Raw genomic sequence first — 19545 nt, 5'->3', positions numbered from 1 at the left:
TTTTTATTGTTTTTTGTTCACCTAAAAGCTATTTACAATTTACCAACGAATGTTATTCTATTTTATTGTTCGCTAGATTTCTTTATAATGACCATCCTAAATTTCTTATCTGCTTTTATTTGGCTTCTTCTTTCTTAATCGATAATATAAAAAACAAGCAAAGCACATGCTTTACTTGTCTTCTGTTTTTGCGATAGGAATAAAAATTCTAAAGATAGTCCCTTGCCCAACTACGCTTTCTGCTAAGATACGACCTTTGTAGTTTTCAACCAATTGTTTTGCGATAGACAATCCCAGACCATTTCCGCCCTTCGTTCTAGCCCTCGCTTTATCCACACGATAAAAACGATTGAAGATCTTATTAAGGTCTTCTTTGGGTATCCCTTCACCAAAGTCCTGTATAGCAATCTCAAATTCATTCAGAGTAGAAGAAATAGAGATATGGACTTCTTTTCGTGTAGTTGAATACTTTACTGCGTTATCCAATATGATAATGATTAATTGCTCAAAGTGATTACGATAAATTTGCAGGGTCACTTCTTTTGTCAAATCATCATCTAAAGTAATCACATAGTCTGGGTATAATATCTTGAAATTATTATAAACTTGATAGGTGACTTCTTTTCCTTTAGTTGTTTCATTTGCATAATGGACATCTACTTGTTCTGCTCTAGATAAGTCTAGCATCTCTTGAACTAAGCTTTTCATGCGGCTGATTTCTTGCATGCTGGCGCTTAATGATTCTTCCAATATTTCAGGATCATCTTTCCCCCAACGATTTAGCAGACTAAGATGCCCTTCAATGATTGCTACAGGAGTTCTTAACTCATGAGAGACGTCTTCCACGAACTGCTCTTGTTGTTCGATATACAAACGCATGCGGTCAAGCATCTCATTGAATATTTCAGCTAAATCTGCCAATTCATCATTCGTGTCGATTTCAGGCATGTGGATATCTGATTGCGGATCTTTACGTATAGTATCCATTGTATCTCTGAGTACCTTGAGTGGTTTCAAGAAGTAAGAAGATAAAAAGAAACCTAAAATACTACTTAAAATCAAAGAAACGACTTCTAAAACAATAAGAGTCAATAATAGCTTATTTCGGATATCATAGAAAGAAGATAATTCATAGAAGCTTTGCGCATAACCAATCTTTTCTCTTGTTCCTTTAGAATATATAGGCTGTATAGATAAAAAGCCAGTTTTCCCTTCTAGTGTAACAATCGTTGGCACTTTACGTGTTGTTTGGATCAAGTTTCGACTGTTTTCGTGAGTTTTGAAAATCAAGTTCTCATCTAAATCATACACATAAAGATCCATCGAAGGCTGCCCTAGCTCAGCTATAAAGGAATCAATCTTCATTAAGTTTCCTTCGACCAGTGAAGTATGATCTATGACCTCATCTCCGTCATTTGTCGCTTTTGTCAGATTACGATACGTATTCACTAATGTCAGTTCTTCATCCGAGTTAGCCAAACGAGAGGCTACTTCTGAAATCGTACGTTCTACATTGTTTCTTTCTTTTGCAACAATCAGATTGATAGATGATTTATAGGTAATGACCGCAAAAATTGTAAATACGACGAATATGAAGAAAGAACTCGCAAAGGCCCACTTGATTGTCAAGGAGGGCCCTTTCAGTTCTCTTTTTTCCGATTTTTTCGGCTTTATCACGAGCGCATCACATAACCTGTTCCGCGGACAGTTTGGATATAGCTTTCCTCCCCTGGAACGTCAATTTTATTGCGAAGATAACGAATATATACATCCACTACGTTTGTTTCAACTTCCGTTTCGTATCCCCACACTTTATTTAGTAAAACATCACGTGCTAATACCACGTTCACGTTTTCCATTAAAGTAAGTAGCAATTCGTATTCTCTTTTTGTTAGTTCAATTACTTCGTTTCCGCGACGTACGACACGGTTTTCTTTTTCGATAGTCAAATCACGATAAGTAATAGTGGTTTGTTTTGCCACATTTTTGTCACCTTCAATATCGATTCGACGCAACAATGCTCGAAGACGCGCTAATAGTTCTTCGATAGCAAATGGTTTGACGATGTAGTCATCTGCTCCATGGTCAAGTCCCGATACACGATCAATTACAGAATCTCTTGCAGTCATCATAATGATTGGTGTATTTTTGACTTGGCGTACGCGTCTGCAGACTTCTAAACCGTTCAATTCTGGAAGCATCAGGTCCAACAATATGGCATCCCACTCATTATTTAATGCCGCATCTAAACCAGTACGACCGTTGTAATGGACTTCTGCGTTATACCCTTCATGCTTCAACTCTAGCTCGACAAATCGAGCTAAGTTCTTTTCATCTTCAATGATTAGAATATTACTCATTTATTATTTTATCCTTTCTATCTACTGGCTTTTTAAAAACTCTATCATTATACCGATAATCTGCTTAAAAATCTATAGTCATTTTATCATGAATAGCAGTTTTAAAAAAGAGCTGAAGTCTACTCATAACAATTGACTTCAGCTCTTTCGTCCTCTTTTTATTTTCTCATTTCCTAACAGCCGAAAGACTATTATTCTTCATGGTACCATGAGTAATGGAAGATTCCTTCTTTGTCGACACGTTCATATGTGTGTGCGCCAAAGTAATCGCGTTGGGCTTGGATTATATTTGCAGGCAGACGTTCTGCTCTGTATGAATCGAAGTAAGCGATGGCTGATGAGAAAGTTGGTACAGGTACGCCAGCTTGGACAGCCAAGGCAACGACGTCTCGGACTGATTGCTGATATTTTTTCGTGATTTCAACGAAATAATCATCTAGCAATAAATTTTCGATCTCAGGATTTTTGTCATAAGCATCCGTGATTTTTTGCAAGAATCGAGCTCGGATGATACATCCAGCGCGCCAGATTTTTGCGATTTCGCCAAATGGCAAATCCCAATCAAATTCTTTTGAAGCGACACGTAATTGAGCAAATCCTTGAGCATAACTCATGATTTTACTGAAATACAACGCTTCTCGGATTTTTTCGACCAATTCTTTTTTGTCTCCTGTGAACTCAAAATCGTTCGTGCGAGACAAAATTTTACTTGCTTGTACGCGTTCTTCTTTATAAGCAGAAATGTAACGAGCAAATACAGATTCAGTAATCAATGGAAGTGGCACGCCTAAGTCAAGCGCACTTTGGCTTGTCCATTTACCTGTTCCTTTATTTCCAGCTGCATCAAGGATCACATCTACGACTGGTTTACCTGTGCCTTCATCGTCTTTTCGAGTCAGGATGTCAGCTGTGATTTCGATCAGGTAGCTGTCTAATTCACCTTGATTCCATTCTTTAAAGATATCAGCCATTTCTTCTACTGAAAGGTCTAAAATATTCTTCATCAAGTCATAAGATTCAGCAATCAGTTGCATATCTCCATACTCAATACCGTTGTGTACCATTTTCACATAGTGTCCGGCTCCGTTTGGGCCAATATAGGTAACACATGGTGCTCCGTCTTCTGCTTTTGCAGAAATTTGCTCTAAGATTGGTGCAACTAGCTCATACGCTTCTTTTTGTCCACCAGGCATGATTGAAGGTCCTTTTAAAGCTCCTTCTTCACCGCCGGAAACGCCTGTACCGATAAAGTTAATACCAGAGTTGGCTAATTCTTCATTACGACGCATCGTATCTTTAAAGAATGTATTTCCTCCGTCAATCAGAATATCGCCTTTATCAAGGTGAGGAAGCAACTCTTGGATTGTTGCATCTGTTGCTGGTCCTGCTTTGACCATCAGAAGAATCCGACGTGGTTTTTCGATTGATTCTACAAATTCTTCGATTGTGTACGTTGCTTTGAAATTTTTATCTGGGTGTTCTTCTACTACAGCGGTTGTTTTAGCCCCTGTACGGTTGAATAAGGCCACTGAATAGCCGCGGCTTTCTATATTCAAGGCTAGATTTTTACCCATAACGGCCATACCGACAACGCCGATTTGTTGTTTTGACATATGAACTCCTCCTACATACGGGATTTCTCCCTAATCTCTTACATTATAGCTTAACACGGCTACATTGCAAACTAAAGAACAACATATTTTTTATTTACCGCTTATAAAAAAATAAACCTCAAGGCTCCATGGTTAGCCTTGAGGTTTTACATTTTCTAATTAAAATGTATTAAGCTTCTTTTGACATTACGTCCTTACCATCATAGTAACCACAATTTGCACATACGTGATGGCTTTTTTTCATTTCACCACAGTTTGGACATTCGTTTAATCCTTTGATTGTCAACTTGTAGTGTGTACGACGTTTTGCTTTTTTAGCTTTTGATGTTCTTCTAGCTGGTACTGCCATTTTGCTACACCTCCTTGTAAAGTCTTGCACCTATAATAGATACAATATATTCCAATCTTACTTGTTATCGTCGTTTTTTGATTCAGAATCAAAAAGTTCAGATAGTTTTGCAAGACGAGGATCAATTTTATTCTCGGCTTCTTCCATTTTTCTGCGTTGGTATTCTTCTTCGGAAACAACTTCCCAATCATTGCCTTTTGGAAGTTCTGTTGCTGCTTCCTCTTCTTTCGTCAATACCCGCATCGGAATCGCCAATAAGATGTTGTCTTCAATTGACTCTGCTAAATTCAATAACGGACCTTCAATCAGCAAAATCTCATCTGCAGACATTTGCTCATCTCTGCTTTGGAATTGTTCTTCTGTCATGAATACTTCGTCTACAGAAAAATCCATCGGCAGTTCAACAGGTTCTAGCGAACGTGTTGAAGGAACTGTCAAAGTCGTCTGCACAGTGTAATGAACGATATAGCCTTTCTTATCAACTGAGACCAAACCTTCGACTTCCACTGGCGCAACATCAAGTATTAAATTGTCTCGCTTCATGAGAGCGGCTTTCAAGTCGAGCGTCTCATGAAAAGTTAACGGTGTCTCCTGGTATTTTCTCAATTCCAATAAAGACCATTTCATTTTTCATCACTCCTAAGCAACAAAAGCAATTATACAGGGCAAAAACCATGTTGTCAATGAAATTTTCTTGACACCTTGCAGTTCATAAAAAAACAGAAATATCTTTAACAGAAAGCCTCTATTTGCTATCATCTTCAGAATCATTTACAATAATCATTATTCTATCAAAGGAGCGGATGATCTTTATGAACACGAAAGATATTGAATACTACGTCCAAATCGTCAAACAAAAAAACTTTACGAAAGTGGCTAATTATTTCCGTGTGAGCCAACCTACTATTACATATGCATTACAACGTCTTGAAAAAGAGTTTGACGCCGTACTTATCACAAGAGATCGTTCGCATCACGAATTAATCGTCACACCTTCTGGAAAGCAGCTGTTTCTCCATGCACAAACTATTCTCCAAGAGATTTCTACTGCAAGGGCTGAAATCACTCAGTTACAAAAGAAAAAGCTGCGTTTTGGCTTGCCGCCTATTATCGGCAATGAGTACTTTCCAAAACTGTCAGGTTACTTTATCAAGCATGAGTTGATGAATCAGATTGAAATCACCGATGGAGGCTCTCGGGACTTATATGGAATGATCCGTCAAGGGAGGATCGATTTAGCCGTATTAGGCTCAACACAGCCAATCGTAGATCAATATTTAGAAACAGAATTGCTTTTGGATAAACGTTTCATGATCGTCGTTCCGCCTACTCACCCTCTGGCCCAGCAGAAGGCGGTCTCTTTCAAAGATATATCAGATGAACAGTTTGTGTTATTGAACGAACATTATGTCCACCCAGCAGCATTCACTAAACTTTCTAAACAAACACACACTCAACCAAAAGTTGTTTATCAAAGCAATGATTTGACGATTTTAAAGAGTATGATCCGTGAAAATGTTGGTATCGGTTTTTTGACAGAGATTGCTGTACATCCTGAAGATCATTTAGTTTGCCTCCCACTTTCAGACGAAGTTCAGCCTCGCTTCTTGATTTCATTGGCAAAACGAACACAACAGCTTGTCACACCGCTTCAAGAACAAGTAGTCCAAGTCATCCATGAATTCGTTACAGCACAAAAAAACAGCTCTTCGTAAATGAAGAGCTGTTTTTATTTTGTATTAAGCTAAATTAGATAGCTGTTGTTTCGCCACGGTAAACGATGCCGCGACGTGAATCAACAGTAATCAATTCGCCATCAGTAATTGTTGTTGTTGCGCCTTTAGCACCAACGATTACAGGAATATCTTGTGCAATTCCTACAACTGCAGCGTGAGAAGTCAATCCGCCTTCTTCAACGATAACAGCAGCTGCTTTTTCGATTGCAGGCATGTATTCTTTGTCAGTTGATGGTACAACTAGAACCATTCCGTCTTTTGCTTTTTTTACAGCTTCTTCAGCAGATGAAGCAATAACTGCATTTGCAACGACAGATTTTTGTCCAACGCCTTGAGCTTCTAATAATTTAGAACCAATCATTTGAATTTTCATCACGTTAGTTGTTCCGCGTTCGCCAACTGGTACACCAGCAGTGATCAAGATTAAATCGCCTTCTGATGCGAAACCTAATTCAACAGCTTTTTTAGCTGCTAGTTCAAACATTTCATCAGTTGTTGATGGTTTTTCAGCAACTGTTGGGTAAACACCCCAGTTTAACATCAAACCACGTTTTGTGCGTTCGTCAAAAGTAACAGCCAAGATATCTGCATCTGGGCGATATTTTGAAATCATTTTTGCAGTGTAGCCTGATTCAGTTGCAGCAACGATTGTTTTGACCCCTAGATTTTTTGCAGCACGAGCTACAGATAAACCGATTGTTTCAGTTACATCTGTTTTATCGAATTCGTTCAATTGGAATGTACCTAATTCTGATAATGCATTTTCAGCTTCTTGGTCGATACGTGCCATTGTTGAAACAGCTTCAACTGGGTAGTCTCCGTTTGCAGATTCACCAGATAACATTGTTGCATCTGTTCCGTCAAATACAGCATTGGCAACGTCAGAAGCTTCCGCACGTGTTGGACGTGGGTTTTCTTGCATTGATTCTAACATTTGTGTAGCAGTGATAACTGGGATACCAGCAGCGTTACATTTTTTGATGATACGTTTTTGAACCATTGGTACTAGTTCAGCTGGGATTTCCACACCCATATCTCCACGGGCAATCATAACACCGTCAGAAACTTTGATGATTTCGTCAATGTTGTCGATACCTTCTTGAGATTCGATTTTAGGGAAGATTTGAACATGAGTCATGTCTTTTTCTTCTAAAATTTCGCGAATATCTAGAACGTCTTGTGCTTTACGTACAAAACTTGCAGCGATAAAGTCGATATCGTTATCTAAACCAAAACGAATATCGTCAGCATCTTTTGGAGTAATACCTGGCAAACTGATAGAAACGCCTGGTGCATTTACTCCTTTACGTGATCCTAGCATACCTGCATTTTTAACTTCTACGACTAATTCACGGTTTGCTTCGTCTTTTTCAATGATTTCCATGTCGATCAAGCCATCATCGAATAAAACGTGTCCGCCTACGTGAACATCGTCAAATAATCCTGGGTAAGTAACCGCGATTTTTTCTTTTGAACCTACATGTTCAGGATCCATAGAGATGCGTGTTTGATCTCCTACTTCAAATTTGATGTATCCTGCACGACCAAAATCAGCTTCTGTTGTGCCTTGAACAGTTGTACGGATTTCAGCTCCTTTTGTATCTAAAAGAATACCGACATCTTTTCCTGTCTTTTTAACTGCTTCACGGACCATAGTCATACGTGATAATTGTTCTTCATGGTCACCATGAGAAAAGTTAAAGCGGAAGACATTTGCCCCAGATTCAATCAATTGAGAAATAATTTCTACTGAGTTACTTGCTGGTCCTAATGTACTAACGATTTTGGTTTTTTTCATTTAAAAAACTCTCCCATTCAATTTTGTTTATTTAAAGCTGTACACAGCTTAAATAGCTTGGTTTCTTTCACTCTTAAAATGAAAGTGAATTATTTAGATCATATAATGATAAGTCTGGTTTATGCTTGTTGTTTTCTAGTGTATCAATGATGTCAGCTGCAACGATTTCGTTGTCATGGATACCGACACATAATCCACCTTTTCCTTCTTGAAGCAATTCGACAGCGTAAGCACCGAATTTACTTGCTAAGACGCGGTCGCGTGCGCTTGGTGCTCCACCACGGACAACGTGTCCCAAGATAGATACACGTGTATGATAGTCGCCAAATTCTGAAAGTTTTTCAGCGAATTCATTTCCGCCCATTACACCTTCAGCCAAGATGATCAAGCAATGTTTCTTCCCACGATCACGGCCTTCTTGGATTTTTTTAGCAACTGAAGCCATATCAAAATCATGTTCTGGGATGATGATTTCATCTGCTCCGCCAGCTACACCTGACCATAAAGCGATGTCACCTGCATTGCGTCCCATTACTTCGATAACGAATGTACGAACATGAGAAGTCGCTGTGTCACGAATACGGTCAATTGATTCTAGCACTGTATTGATTGCTGTATCAAAACCGATTGTGAAGTCAGTACCAGGAATATCATTATCGATTGTTCCAGGAATACCTACTGCTGGGAATCCACGTTTTGTCAAAGCCATTGCGCCATGATAAGAACCGTCTCCTCCGATAACCACTAGACCTTCGATCCCGAATTTTTTCAATTGTTCGATTCCTTTTAATTGACCTTCTTCAGTTGCAAATTCTGGATAACGTGCAGAATACAAGAATGTACCACCACGTTGGATCTTGTCACCTACATCTGCCACATCAAGACGACGAATATCTCCAGCAACTAAACCGGCAAACCCATAATTGATCCCGTATACTTCCAGTCCTTCGTAAATACCTTTACGAACAACGGCACGAACAGCTGCATTCATTCCAGGTGCGTCTCCGCCACTGGTCAAAATTCCGATGCGTTTCATAATAAACATTCACCTCATTAAAATACTTTATCCTAAGTATAACTTAGGTTTACAACCATTTTTGCGTTAACCACGACTAACATTCTAACATTATTTTTCTCGCTTGTCTTGATTTACGGATAAAAAAATGAAAAAAAATGAAAGCAAGTAGTATTTTTTACCGTAAGTTATTTGAAAACCACATTATCTTCGCCAAGTAGAGAAACAAGTTGTCCCTTTATACTCTTGCTGTCATCCACCCAATAAGCATCTGACAGAACAACTTTTCGTTGTGTTTTTTCGTGGTACATAATTACTGGAATATATCCTGGGTGTTTCTGAAAAATCCCTTGTAATTGTTTCATTATCTCAGGGTCTTCCCGTTCTTCTGTTATACGCAAATAGCACGTTTGTGAAGGATACTGTGTTTCTAACTGACGAGGATCAGCAAAGCTTTCTCCAATCAATTGTAGTTCCTGGTTATATTTGCTGATTTCGCTACGCCCTTGAACAAAAATCACTTGATCAACTGCAAACAGGTTACGATATTTTCGATAAAGAGTTGGAAAAACCGTGACAGAAATTTCTCCGCTACTATCGGTTCCTTCCACGAAGGCCATCAGTTCGCCTTTTTTTGTCCGAATCTCTCTAACTTCCTTTATCATCAATAGTAAATTGACTGGTTGATTAGGAACGATATCTGTAATCAGCTGAACCTGTTTAGCTAAACGAAGTCGGTCAAACCCTTCTGCAGGATGTCCTGACAAATAAACACCTAAGTATTCCTCTTCCAGCTTCAGTCGTTCTTCTAGTGTATAGTCAGCAACTTCTTCTTCTTTTAATGCCATGATTCCTAGCAAATCTAGACTGCCACCGCTGTAAACGATATTTTGGATTTTTCCTTCGAGATCAAGCATCAACTGTTTCCTGTTAGGAGATAATTCATCAAAAACACCTACTGCTGTCAGTGATTGCAGTAACTCTAATTTCAGCCACCGCTTATCGATCCGTATGAGGAATTGATCTACTGACTTGAACGGGCCATTTTGTTTTCTTTCATTCAATACATCTTCTACAAAATCACGTCGGATGCCTTTTATCGCTGTCAGCCCGAATCTGATTTCTTCCTTATTGACCAACTCAAAACTATAATTGCTTTGATTGATGGATGGTGAAGAAAGTTTGAGTTTATTTTTACGTGCTTCTGCAATATATTCTTTCAATTTCGTTGTGTTATGCCGAACAGAATTCATTAGACTGGTAAAGAAAGCTCCTGGATGATGAGCCTTTAGATATGCCATTTGGAATCCCACGAAGGAATAAGCAAATGCATGCGACCGATTGAATCCATAGTTTGCAAATTTTTCAATATATTCATATACAGTCACTGCTGTTTTTTCCGAATATCCTTGTTGTAATGCTCCTGATACAAAATGCGACTTTTCTTCATCTAATACGTCTTTTTTCTTTTTACTAACTGCCCGCCTCAAAATATCTGACTGTCCTAATGTAAATCCAGCCATAGTCGAGGCAATCTGCATGATTTGTTCCTGATAGACAATCACCCCGTATGTGTTTTTCAAAATCGGGATCAGTGAATCATCGGGGTAGCGAATGGCTTCTTTTCCTTTTTTTCTGGCAATGAAAGTATCGATATTTTGCATAGGACCTGGACGATACAACGCATTGACTGCGGCAATATCTTCGATGTTTTCTGGTCCTAATCTTCGTAAAACGTTTCGAATACCAGCGGATTCAAATTGAAATACTCCTGAAGTTTCGCCTCGTTGAAACAAGGGTAGCGTTTTTGCATCATTTAATGGGATCTCTTTTAATCGGATTTCCTGCCCTTCTACTCGCTTAACAGCCTTTAAAGTAAAATCAATAATCGATAAGTTACGTAGTCCTAGAAAGTCCATTTTCAAAAGACCGATGGCTTCTACCTCATTCATCGTATACTGAGTCAGAAAAGCTTCATCAGAACCGCGTTGGAGCGGTACTAATTCAAGTAGATTCCTATCGCTGATAACTACCCCTGCTGCGTGAGTCGAAACGTGTCTTGGCAATCCTTCTAAAATCACTGCGGTTTTGAATAAAAGTTGGTTTTTTTCGCTTGCCTGAACTAATTCTACTAGTTGACGCGATGTTTTGTAAGCTTGGGTCAATGTGATTTTCAGTTGGTTTGGTATTGCTTTTGACCAGCGGTTTGCTTCACTTTGTGACAGACCAAACACTCTAGCTGCATCTCTAAGAACCATTTTTGCAGCCATTGTACCAAATGTCGCGATTTGCGCCATGTGATATTGTCCATACTTTTCTCGAACATAATTCAATACTTCCTCACGTCGGTTGTCAGGAATATCCAAATCAATATCCGGCATCGTAAAACGTTCAGGATTTAAAAATCGTTCGAATAGCAAGTCATACTCTAATGGATCCACATCTGTGATTTCTAACACATAGGCTACTAATGAACCAGCAGCAGAACCACGGCCTGCACCGGTAACGATTTTATTTCTATGAGCAAAAGCCATTACATCCCATACGATCAGGAAATAATCATCGAATCCCATTTGATGGATGACAGATAACTCATAGTCCAAACGTTCTCGGTACTCCTTTGTATAATCAACGATCCGATGTTCTACTTGCGAGTAGCATAGCTCTCTTAAATATTCTCCAGCTTGTTTTCCCTGAGGGACGGGATAATGCGGGAGTAATTTCTGATGAAACTGAAATTCAAATGAAATCGATTCAGCTAAGCGCTGAGCACCTATTACAGCTTGTGAAAGACCTGCTTCTTCGAATCGTTTGATCATTTCTTGTTCTGAAATCAGGTAACCATTTGCTGATGGTAAAGGTGCAGATAAACTTTCTAAAGGCATCTGACTTCCCTCTTTGATATGCTTCATCACTTCAAGCGCAAAAAGGTCTTCTTGCTGTAAACTAGCGATTGGATGCAATGCACAAAGCGGATAATTTTCTTTTGTCACATACTGATACCATTCAGGCAATTGATTAGGCGTGTTTTCTGACAAGCCGATATAAAAATCTTTAGTAAAAACATTTTCAAGCAAAAACTGCCAATGACTGAAAAAATGTTCCTCTTTATTGAAAGCCTCAGAAACAGAATGAGTTGCCGGAACGACAAACACTAGATGGTCGGTTTCTATCATATCATCAAGTGCCATTTTTTCTTGGATCATTTTTCGACTGGAAAGTTTCATCAGTTGCTGATAACCTGTCTCATCTTTTGCGTACGCAAGCAAACCATAATTTTTTTCTTCATAAGTATAACTAAGATGTAATCCAATGATTGGCTGTATTTCTTCTTCTACACAAATACGATAGAATTCAGGTGCACCGTATAAGACATCTTTATCCGTTATGGCTAATGAAGTGTAGCCTTGTTTTTTTGCTTCTTGTACATATTCTCGAATACGGATCGTACTTTGTAAAAGAGAATAAGAAGTAATTGTATAAAGTTGTGGGAAAAACATCTTGCATTCCGCCTTTTTTTTCGTTAAAATTCACTAGCGTTAAAAGGTATGATCCTTTTACTTTCATTAAATAACAAGTGCTGAAGTTAATTGTTCTGCTTCATTTGCTTGCTTCTAGTCTGTAGAAATGAGTTCTTTCACAAGAACTCGAATTTTATTGAGATTTAGTCTCGTTTCTTTACATTCAAAGAAAATCTGGTAAAATTAAGATAGAAAAGAGGTGTTCTTTATGCGATATATCGTTACATTATTCTGGGCTGTCGTTCTAGGTCAAGTAGTCGGTTATATTGGTGCTGCATTAACAAGCGGAACATATGATTTTACTTTGACAACAATCATTTCATTAATTGCGGGTGTCATTATCCTTTTGATTGGTGCAGTTGCGCCAAGAAAAGAAACCTCTGCCCATTCGTAAAAAACCAGCCAAGAGCTTGAGATATCTCAAGCTCTTTTTTATTTCCAATTTTCACCACTATTATAATCTACTGCGAAGAACTTTACGAAAATTGAATAGAGAAAGAAGAATATTTGACAGGACGAATAAACTTGTCACAATAAAAACAGCACTGTAATTATAAGCATGCGCAACTGTCGACCCCAACATGGGTCCTAGAACCTGTCCAAAGTTACTGAACATCTGATTATAGCTATAGATTCGGCTAACCCCTTCTTGTGGCGTGATTTTACTGATCAGTGTATTGACAGAAGGCATCAAAGCACCAGTTGAAAAACCTAAAATAAAACGAAGTATACCTAATTGGAGTGGTGTCGTGACAAACGCCATGGGCAAATAACAGCAAAATGATAAGATGAGTCCGCCAATTAAAACTTTTTGATTCCCAATCTTATCCCCTAGTTTTCCTAGTTTTGGTGAAGAAAAGACTGCGGAAACACCAGCTATCGAAACAATCAAGCCGCTGACAAACAGGATATTTTCTGTATTTCCGCTCAATTCACGAATATATAAGGTCAAAATAGGGCTGATCGTAGTGATCCCTATCTGTAAAATCAAGGTCGTGATGAAGAGACCAATCAAAATAGAGAGATGATCCATTTTTGAAAAAATTTCTTTGGTGCTTATCAGATCTTTTTTCTCGATTGGATGGAAATCTTCTTTGACTAAGAAGATGGTCAACACCGTTGTGATCATCAACAAAGCCCCTGTGATCAAGAATACATTTTCCATACCAAACCACTGAGCCAATGCACCGCCCATAGAAGGTCCGATCAGATTTCCCGCAATCGCTCCGGTGGATAATGTTCCTAATGCCCATCCGCTCTTTTCTCTAGGCGCTTGTGAAGCAATCATTGCTGTTGCATTTGGAATATACCCAGACAAAATCCCGTTCCAAAAACGCATGATCAAAAGCCAATACGCGTTCGGCACAAAAGCTAAAGAACCCATCGTCAACGTCATCCCAGCTGCTGCACGGATCATCATGAGTTTTCGACCTTTTCGATCAGCTAGATTTCCCCAGATTGGTGCAACCACGGCAGATGCAAAAGCAGTAACAGAGATTGCTAGTCCCGAAAACAATTCGATTTGATCTTTTGGTGTTCCTAGTTGCTCAACATAAACTGGTATGAATGGCATAACTAAACTAATACTTGCACCAGTGAAAAAACAGCCAATCCATGCAATCACTAAATTTTTTCTCCAATTAATCTTCATCTATCATCCCTCTTTCGTCTCTTTTATCATACCTATTTTCGAATAAACAAGCAACGATCTCGCCAGTAAAAAGAGAAAAATCCCGCAAAGATTATTTTATATGTAACGTTCTTTTTATGTAAAAAAAAAGAGACCGGAAAAAATGCTGTTCCAATCCCTTCTCTTTATTTAAATCGTTGCTAGAATGATGAAGTTGATGATGAATAAAATATCAACAATCCACAAAGCAACAGAAACTTCATTGAATTTTCCTTTGATTACTTTGACAATTGTATAGAAAATAAATCCTGCTGCAATCCCATAAGAAATGCTATAGCACAATCCCATAAAGATCGATGCAAAGAAGGCTGGTAAAGCTTCTTCCATATCTAGCCATTTGATGTCTGCGAAAGAAGCCATCATCATTACTCCGACCAAAATCAGTGCTGGCGCAGTTGCTTGATTTGGTACAATGGCGATCAGCGGGGAGAACAGACTACTTAATGCGAATAGCACTGCCACTACTACTGAAGTCAAACCAGTACGTCCGCCGGCCCCGATTCCAGCTGCAGATTCGACATAAGTTGTTGTATTTGATGTACCAAAGATAGCACCTACGGAAGTAGCGATTGCATCGGCAAATAGCGCTTTATCCATTTTTGTTTTGAACCCGCGGCCATCTTCCAATGCGATCTCGTCCTCTTTTGAGAAAATACCTGTGCGGCGTCCTGTACCGATAAATGTTCCGATCGTATCAAATGTATCAGATAAACTGAATGCGATGATCGTCATCAATACTTGAGGGATCTTGGAAGAATCACTGAATAAAGATTGCATTCCTTCAGAACCAAATGCTGCACCGAACGTTGTTCCTAATTCTTTAAATGAATTGCCTAACGAATTCGTTTGCCAATCAATGGAACTTAAATCAACAACACCCATAAAAATCCCAAGGACTGTGGTCGCTACGATACCGATAAGAATAGCACCACGGACGTTTTTTACAACTAAAATGGCTGTCAGCACCAAACCAATCACAGCTAACAAGATAGGTGCGTTGTCAAAGTTGGCTAACGCGGGAACGATTCCGCCATTTATCGTAACATTTGTTGCTTTTCCACCTTCAACGACAGAACTCGAAATAGCAGATTGGTCTGCTGAAAAAGATAAAAATCCTGCATTTTTGATCCCGACATACGCAACGAAAATACCGATCCCGCCACCAATCGCATGTTGAAGACTTTCAGGAATCGCCCGAATGATCATCTTTCGGATATTTGTAACAGTAATAAAAATATTGATTAATCCGCAAATAAAAACCATTGCCAAGGCTTGTTGCCAAGAATAGCCAAGCCCAAAAACGACCGTAAAAGTGAAAAATGCGTTCAATCCCATACCAGGTGCCTGAGCATATGGTACATTCGCGAACAATCCCATGACTAGCGTACCAATGATTGATGCAATGATTGTGGCTAGAAATACTGCTTGGAACGGCATACCTGATGCTGATAAAATCGTCGGATTTACGAATAAGATATAGCTCATGGCAAAGAATGTCGTTACTCCCGCCATTATTTCAGTTGATACATTTGTATTGTTTTTCTTTAAACCGAAAAACTTTTCCATAAAAAGTTCCACTCCCTGAATTTTTTTCTGATGGAAAACTATAATAATAAAAAATATGCAAAATATGGCAAATCCATCGAACAATTTCAAATTATATAGACGTTTTATTCGTTTTTCAACGTTTTTTTAACAAAAAAACCGAAAACAATACTTAATGTTCGTGTTTAGCTCGCATTCATTTATTTACATAGCCATAACTGTATTTTTTGTTAGGAATAACTGATTCCTCTTGTTAATTAACTAAAATATGCTAGACTAAAACAAATGCTAGTTGAGGAAGGAAGGACCTTTATTGAATAAAAAATTAATTGCCATCGATCTGGACGGAACCACCCTCAATCAAGATTCGATGATTACCTCTAAAACAAAAGAAACCCTGAAAAAAGCAATCAATGCTGGTCATCATGTCAGTATCGCTACTGGACGCCCATTTCGAATGAGCCATCAATTTTACCAACAATTAGAGTTAACAACACCGATGGTTAATTTTAACGGCGCACTGGTGCATATCCCTAATCAACATTGGGATGGCGAAAGAGAAACATTGATTAATCGTGAAATTGCTTTTGAAATCTTATCGCAAAAAAAACAATTGAATTTAGACTTTATCGCTGCTGAAAATCGGGATACTTTTTTTATCGACAGCTTTGACTTCTTTGATGAAAAAATTTTTGCTTCTTCACGTCCTGGAGAAAAAAACTTGCTTTCTCCTAAAAATCTGACGACAAATCCTACATCTTTGCTTGTCCGAACAGACAAGCGTTTTGCAGAAGCTGTATCTGCTGAATTAACACGTCAATTTGGCAGTTATGTGGATGTTCGTACGTGGGGCGGTCCTACGGCGATCTTAGAGATTGTTTCAAAAGGAATACAAAAAGCAAAAGGTGTGCAAGAGATTGCTAACTACCTATCTATTGATCAACAAGACGTGATTGCTTTTGGTGATGAGCATAACGATTTGGAGCTGCTGGATTATGCAGGCTGGGGAGTGGCTATGGCTAATGGTACTGATCAGCTCAAAGGCACCGCAAATGATGTCACTCCTTTGAGCAATCAAGAAGACGGTTTAGCTGTTTATCTGGAAAAATTACTTAAACTACAATAGAGAATTAGATTCCACTAAAAAAGGTTGTGACAATTTTTGTCACAACCTTTTTTGCCGAGTAAACGGTGCTCAATCAGCTGTCCTTCGGTATTAGCTCAAAAACAGCAAAATATGAAAATCTATTTTCCCATTTTGTTTCTCTAATACTCAGATCAGGGTGCTGATTTCACACCCTCTTGATAAATAGTGTTCAAAAGCCAATTTCTCGGTATGAAGTCAAATTTAAGCAAAAATATGAGAAGCTATTTTCACAAAATTTTTCTTCATACTCGAAACTAAGTGGCTTTTTCACGACCTCTTTTTTATTTTGCCATGAACATATCATAATACGCGTCCATTATTTCTTTAGCAATCGTCAAGTTCATGTGGTCTTGTTCATCTAATAAGTTCGGCAAGACCACACTGATTGCGATTTCCGGATTGTCTGTTGGTCCGTATGCCACGATATTACTATTGACTGTCGTAATATCTGGGTGACCTTCCGCAACCGTTTCTGCAGTCCCTGTTTTTGCAGAAAGGTCCATTTTCGCACTGGCTAATGGTTTAGCTGTTGTGTAAGGGTCGGTACCATGAACAACCTGATGGAATCCTTCACGGAGGATTGCCATATTTTCTGCAGATATATTGACCGTATTTTCTACTGTCGTGCCAATTTCTTTTTTCACTTCACCCAAATTCCCATTTTCGTCATTGCCATAGATTGCTTTGACTAGGTGAGGCTGTACTCGTTTCCCGCCATTAGCGACTGTTGAAGCATATTGAGCTAATTGGATCGGTGTATATGTGTCAAACTGTCCAAATGCCAAATCGGTAAAGTTACCAGGAGTATACCATTCTTTGCCATTATCCGCATTGAACTTCTTCATATACTCAACAGAGCGTGAAATCCCAGGAGATTCATTCGGCAAATCAATCCCAGTCGTTGTACCAAGACCAAATTCTTTGAAAGAGTCTCTCAATTGTTGATAAGCTTTAGCTTCTTCGTCTAAACTAGGTAGTCCCATTCCAGGAGTATAGTCTAGTCCTAGCATCTTTAATGCCACTTTGATCATATACGTATTGGAAGACAATTCCAATGCTTTGACTGCATCAAGAGCAACTTGTCCGTTTCGGTTAAAGACAGAGCTTTTTTCTGAAGCACCTTGTAGACGAATCGGTTCATCAATCAACACTTGATTCCCGCTGATCGCGTTACTTGCCCAACCTGCTGTCAAAGTACCAGCCTTGACTACAGACCCTGGAGCAAAGGCGCTAGTGATCGTACCCAAAGCATTCTCGGTGATTTCCTTGGAACCTTGCTCATGACTGAAACCAGTCATGGCTAACACTTCTCCGGTCTGAGGATTCATGGCTACTGCATAAGCACCAGGCGAGTACTGTGCTTTACCGTTATTGATCAATGTTTGATAATTTCTTTTTAAGATTTCTTCTACTTTTGATTGGAATTCTGCATTCATCGATAACATTAAATTAGAACCTTTTTCCCCAGAGAAGATTTCTTTTTGATTCGAAACATTGCCTTCATTATCAAGAGAAACTTCATATTGGGTTTTAGTTCCTTGTAGGACATCTTCATATTGTTTTTCCAAATAACTTTGTCCCACACGATCATTTCGAGAATAACCTTTTGCTAAATACTTCTCTGCTTCATCTGCCGGAAGTCCTTGTTTTTCAGTCGTCACACTACCTAAAATACTTTTCAGTGAATCTGCTGCGTTATATTCGCGTGTCCAGTCTGTGCCTGTCGAAACTCCTGGAAGCTCAGAAGCACGTTCCGCCACAACAGCTAATTCTTGGTCAGTAACACCAGAGTTCTTGATATAGACCGTGTTTAATTCATATGCACTGTTCATCCGTTTAAAGATGGTAGCGATCTTTAATTGTTCCTCGTTTAAGTTGATCTCATCATCTGTTACTTTATTGACCATCGCGCTGTATTGTTCGCTGTTTCCTAATTGCTTTTCTTTTGCCGAAAGTCTTTTTGTGACTTCCTTCAAATGTTCCGGATCAGCCAGCCAAAAATCTTTTTTATCTCTATCTGTCAGATTTTCATCTGCCGGCACATCAATCAGCGAGTTCAGCTTCGTTGCGATTTCAAGTAGGTCTTTAGCCGTCACTTGTGTGCCCCTCGTATAGGTGATTGCCTGATTCGCTTTATTTGTGACTAACGCTTTTCCTGTGGAATCGTAGATCATTCCACGAGGGGTACTTTCTTGGACTGTAATCGTAGAAGTAGATTTTACTCGCGCTTCCATTTCTTCACCATTCACGATCTGTAAATAGCCCAATCGAGCAATCAACGCAACAAATAACGTAAATATAATGAAAAAAAGAAAATTTAAGCGAAAAGGAACATGCGACCGACGAAACGTTTTGTTTTTAGGCTCTTGTGCCCCTTTTCTTATTTTTTCTATCCAAGAAGTATTTACTATTTTTTTCATAAAATCTTTCATCATTTCCTATCCTTCCGCCTATTTACATTCATGCTTCATTGTACCCAAAAACTTCTTAATAAAAAAGAAAAAATGAACGGAGCAAGAAATTCTTTACCTAATTTCAAGATAAAATCAACTTTTTGTTTCACAGCAAACCTCTGAAGTTGCATATCCAACTATTTTTTTCATTAAAAACTAAACTTATTTTTGAAAATTATGCTTTCTAAAGTCGTGAAACACTTTAATAGAACATTTCTTTGTGGAAAACTATAAGTTGTTATTCTAAAAAAACTTATATCAAAAATAGTAAGGTAAATTTAGTTTTTTTATTTTGAATCCATAAAATAGTCTTGAATT

At 38.6% G+C, this 19545-nt stretch carries 14 protein-coding genes; 3 read left to right on the top strand and 11 right to left on the bottom strand.

Annotated elements, in window-relative coordinates; genetic code table 11:
* Positions 1-171 precede the first annotated feature (171 nt).
* The 5 genes from A5849_RS13255 to A5849_RS13235 all read right to left on the bottom strand — a co-directional run bounded on the left by A5849_RS13255 (position 172) and on the right by A5849_RS13235 (position 4949).
* Positions 172-1677, bottom strand: coding sequence for a HAMP domain-containing histidine kinase (locus A5849_RS13255; protein ID WP_002310397.1), 1506 nt, complete (start codon positions 1675-1677; stop codon positions 172-174).
* Positions 1674-2360, bottom strand: coding sequence for a response regulator transcription factor (locus tag A5849_RS13250; RefSeq protein ID WP_002290973.1), 687 nt, complete (start codon positions 2358-2360; stop codon positions 1674-1676). Before A5849_RS13250 ends, A5849_RS13255 begins: the two co-directional genes overlap by 4 nt.
* A gap of 191 nt (positions 2361-2551) precedes the next feature.
* Entirely contained in the window at positions 2552-3973 is a 1422-nt protein-coding gene (gene gndA / locus A5849_RS13245) for an NADP-dependent phosphogluconate dehydrogenase (protein WP_002290971.1), read from the bottom strand.
* Between the two features lie 169 nt (positions 3974-4142).
* Positions 4143-4322, bottom strand: a complete 180-nt coding sequence (gene rpmF, locus A5849_RS13240) for a 50S ribosomal protein L32 (RefSeq protein ID WP_002290970.1) — start codon at positions 4320-4322, stop codon at positions 4143-4145.
* A 57-nt stretch (positions 4323-4379) separates the two neighbouring features.
* Positions 4380-4949 (bottom strand): DUF177 domain-containing protein, encoded by a 570-nt coding sequence (locus tag A5849_RS13235; RefSeq protein WP_002290967.1) that lies wholly within the window; start codon positions 4947-4949, stop codon positions 4380-4382.
* A gap of 185 nt (positions 4950-5134) precedes the next feature.
* Between A5849_RS13235 and A5849_RS13230 the strand changes: the two genes are divergently transcribed.
* Positions 5135-6037, top strand: coding sequence for a LysR substrate-binding domain-containing protein (locus A5849_RS13230; RefSeq protein WP_002310396.1), 903 nt, complete (start codon positions 5135-5137; stop codon positions 6035-6037).
* A gap of 34 nt (positions 6038-6071) precedes the next feature.
* Here A5849_RS13230 and pyk read toward each other — a convergent pair whose 3' ends face one another.
* The 3 genes from pyk to dnaE form a co-directional block, all read right to left on the bottom strand.
* Positions 6072-7856, bottom strand: a complete 1785-nt coding sequence (pyk, locus tag A5849_RS13225; RefSeq protein WP_002290965.1) for a pyruvate kinase — start codon at positions 7854-7856, stop codon at positions 6072-6074.
* A 73-nt stretch (positions 7857-7929) separates the two neighbouring features.
* Positions 7930-8892, bottom strand: coding sequence for a 6-phosphofructokinase (gene pfkA, locus A5849_RS13220; RefSeq protein WP_002310395.1), 963 nt, complete (start codon positions 8890-8892; stop codon positions 7930-7932).
* A gap of 167 nt (positions 8893-9059) precedes the next feature.
* Complete coding sequence (gene dnaE, locus A5849_RS13215) at positions 9060-12371, bottom strand: DNA polymerase III subunit alpha (RefSeq protein ID WP_002310394.1); 3312 nt, start codon at positions 12369-12371, stop codon at positions 9060-9062.
* A 229-nt stretch (positions 12372-12600) separates the two neighbouring features.
* Here dnaE and A5849_RS13210 point away from each other — a divergent pair, with 229 nt between their 5' ends.
* Positions 12601-12786 (top strand): YjzD family protein, encoded by a 186-nt coding sequence (locus A5849_RS13210; RefSeq protein WP_002290959.1) that lies wholly within the window; start codon positions 12601-12603, stop codon positions 12784-12786.
* Between the two features lie 60 nt (positions 12787-12846).
* On the opposite strand, the gene A5849_RS13205 is transcribed toward A5849_RS13210, so the two are convergent.
* Positions 12847-14043 (bottom strand): multidrug efflux MFS transporter, encoded by a 1197-nt coding sequence (locus A5849_RS13205; RefSeq protein ID WP_002310392.1) that lies wholly within the window; start codon positions 14041-14043, stop codon positions 12847-12849.
* A gap of 168 nt (positions 14044-14211) precedes the next feature.
* Positions 14212-15648: an NCS2 family permease gene (locus A5849_RS13200; protein ID WP_002310391.1), complete on the bottom strand. Its 1437-nt coding sequence runs from the start codon at positions 15646-15648 to the stop codon at positions 14212-14214.
* A gap of 292 nt (positions 15649-15940) precedes the next feature.
* Here A5849_RS13200 and A5849_RS13195 point away from each other — a divergent pair, with 292 nt between their 5' ends.
* Positions 15941-16753 carry a Cof-type HAD-IIB family hydrolase gene (locus A5849_RS13195; protein ID WP_002310389.1) on the top strand — a complete coding sequence of 271 codons (813 nt, stop codon included), beginning with the start codon at positions 15941-15943 and terminating at the stop codon, positions 16751-16753.
* A 302-nt stretch (positions 16754-17055) separates the two neighbouring features.
* Here A5849_RS13195 and A5849_RS13190 read toward each other — a convergent pair whose 3' ends face one another.
* On the bottom strand, positions 17056-19209 hold the full coding sequence (locus tag A5849_RS13190; protein ID WP_002334653.1) for a penicillin-binding protein 2: 2154 nt from the start codon (positions 19207-19209) through the stop codon (positions 17056-17058).
* Between the last annotated feature and the right edge of the window lie 336 nt (positions 19210-19545).

This window comes from Enterococcus sp. 10F3_DIV0382 (assembly GCF_002140245.1).
In the GTDB taxonomy this organism is placed as follows: Bacteria; Bacillota; Bacilli; order Lactobacillales; family Enterococcaceae; genus Enterococcus_B; species Enterococcus_B lactis.
This window is presented reverse-complemented; position numbering and strand designations above follow the sequence as displayed.

Excerpts from the sequence above, each read along its gene's own strand:
- A5849_RS13230 (WP_002310396.1), top strand. The coding sequence starts at position 5,135 with ATGAACACGAAAGATATTGAATACTACGTCCAAATCGTCAAACAAAAA.
- gndA (WP_002290971.1), bottom strand. The coding sequence starts at position 3,973 with ATGTCAAAACAACAAATCGGCGTTGTCGGTATGGCCGTTATGGGTAAA.
- A5849_RS13250 (WP_002290973.1), bottom strand. The coding sequence starts at position 2,360 with ATGAGTAATATTCTAATCATTGAAGATGAAAAGAACTTAGCTCGATTT.
- rpmF (WP_002290970.1), bottom strand. The coding sequence starts at position 4,322 with ATGGCAGTACCAGCTAGAAGAACATCAAAAGCTAAAAAAGCAAAACGT.
- A5849_RS13200 (WP_002310391.1), bottom strand. The coding sequence starts at position 15,648 with ATGGAAAAGTTTTTCGGTTTAAAGAAAAACAATACAAATGTATCAACT.
- pfkA (WP_002310395.1), bottom strand. The coding sequence starts at position 8,892 with ATGAAACGCATCGGAATTTTGACCAGTGGCGGAGACGCACCTGGAATG.
- A5849_RS13235 (WP_002290967.1), bottom strand. The coding sequence starts at position 4,949 with ATGAAATGGTCTTTATTGGAATTGAGAAAATACCAGGAGACACCGTTA.
- A5849_RS13190 (WP_002334653.1), bottom strand. The coding sequence starts at position 19,209 with ATGATGAAAGATTTTATGAAAAAAATAGTAAATACTTCTTGGATAGAA.
- dnaE (WP_002310394.1), bottom strand. The coding sequence starts at position 12,371 with ATGTTTTTCCCACAACTTTATACAATTACTTCTTATTCTCTTTTACAA.
- A5849_RS13205 (WP_002310392.1), bottom strand. The coding sequence starts at position 14,043 with ATGAAGATTAATTGGAGAAAAAATTTAGTGATTGCATGGATTGGCTGT.
- pyk (WP_002290965.1), bottom strand. The coding sequence starts at position 7,856 with ATGAAAAAAACCAAAATCGTTAGTACATTAGGACCAGCAAGTAACTCA.
- A5849_RS13210 (WP_002290959.1), top strand. The coding sequence starts at position 12,601 with ATGCGATATATCGTTACATTATTCTGGGCTGTCGTTCTAGGTCAAGTA.